Source organism: Paenibacillus sp. 01T422 (assembly GCF_056398785.1).
Map to the genome: position 1 here is coordinate 1 of NZ_JBFTQB010001162.1, position 1,614 is coordinate 1,614.

Genomic DNA, 1,614 nt, shown 5'->3' on the forward strand with positions numbered 1-1,614 from the left:
CCTATGGCCTATTGATACAGATAGTCTATTCCCGACAGAAGGACTTTGTAACTCTTTTGCTTGCTTTTGTGAACTTTTTGGGCGAAAATGAAAAGAACCTGGCACTTGGCCAGATTCTTCGTGAAGTTTATATAGCAGGCTGGCCGTCTTTATGGTCATCAAATTGAACAATGAAGATCGAACCCTCACCCAGCTCTGACTCCACTAACACTTTACCATGATGGGCTTCAACAATTTCTTTGACAATGGACAGTCCAAGTCCCGTACCCCCAATTTTCCTGCGATCCGAATTATCCACTCGGTAGAATCTCGCAAATAATTTATCCAACGCATCAGCCGGAATGCCGAGTCCATAATCTTGAATTTTGATGAGCACATGGCCATTCTCACGTTCCACATACACATCTATCTTCGAACTATTAGGCGAATACTTGATGCTGTTGGAGATCAGATTGTGAAATACCTGTTTGAGGCGTTCTTCGTCGCCATGGATAAAAGGGGAATCGTCAAGGATGTGCAGTTCAATCTCATGATTGTCTTTTCCCTGCCATTGATCCACGATTTCACCAACCAAATGAGCCACGTTAAGCGTTTGAAAATGAAAGATCTGCCTTCCTGAATCCAATCGCTGCAAATCCAAAAAATCGTTGATTAAATTGGATAGCCGCATAGACTCCTTATGAATCGTCTCCACGTACTTGGCTCGCTTGTCCTCAGAGACATTGCGTGTCGCCAAAATCTCAATAAATCCCATAATAGAGGACAATGGCGTTCGGATTTCATGGGAAATGATAGAAACAAACTCATTTTTCATCTCATCAATCCGCTCTTCTTCCGTCCGATCCCTGAACCCAAATAAATGCCCCCTGAGCGTGTCTGAACCCTCGTCAACAATCGGATTCACGTAACATTCATAGTGCTTCATTTCACCAGAAAGCGATACTCTTGAAATCCTTTTCAGAAAAGGCGGTATACTTTGGTTAAAATAGGCCTCGATGACGTCTTTAAAAGCAGTATCTGACGCTCGCATACCATCGCAATACGTCGAAAAGCAGTCCCCTTTGTTAATCGGCTTCTCAAAAAAGAGCTCCACACGGCGGTTTGCAAAAATAACTCTACCCACCGTATCACACATGACGATAGCTTCATGGCTGGACTCCAGCATTTGCTCGATAATCGTGTTTTGTTCGGAGATCGTCCTCTCCGCTTGCTGACTTTCCCCAAGGAGCACCTTGTAGCTATACTCGCTATCTTTGACTTTCCTAAAAAGATCAGCCATGTTCAGATACATTTTCGAAAACTCATAGATCATTCCTGCCAGCACAACATTCGAGCATATGAAGGAGTTCCACTTGGCCACATACCAACCCAGACTGAAACGCCCGCCGCCGCAAAGGACAATGATCACATCCAGCATCATCGCAACGATTGCAACGCACAGCCAGGTAGAAGTTACCGTACTAGCTTTAGTCCGAAAGTAGAAAATCAGCAATGTGATAAACGTAAGCAGAACGATCGGTAGCCCAATAAACTTTAGAAAAGCAGGCGACAACTGTCCCTGTGATAAAACGGTTGGCAGCAGCTCCACGTAATGCGTCGTAAACAAAGTACATA

1 protein-coding gene is annotated in these 1,614 nt (G+C 44.2%); it reads right to left on the minus strand.

Annotated features, from left to right (window positions below; translation table 11 throughout):
• Positions 1–127 precede the first annotated feature (127 nt).
• Positions 128–1,614 (minus strand): ATP-binding protein (locus tag AC1DUA_RS36720; RefSeq protein ID WP_477504421.1); only part of this gene is annotated, 1,487 nt, incomplete at its 5' end.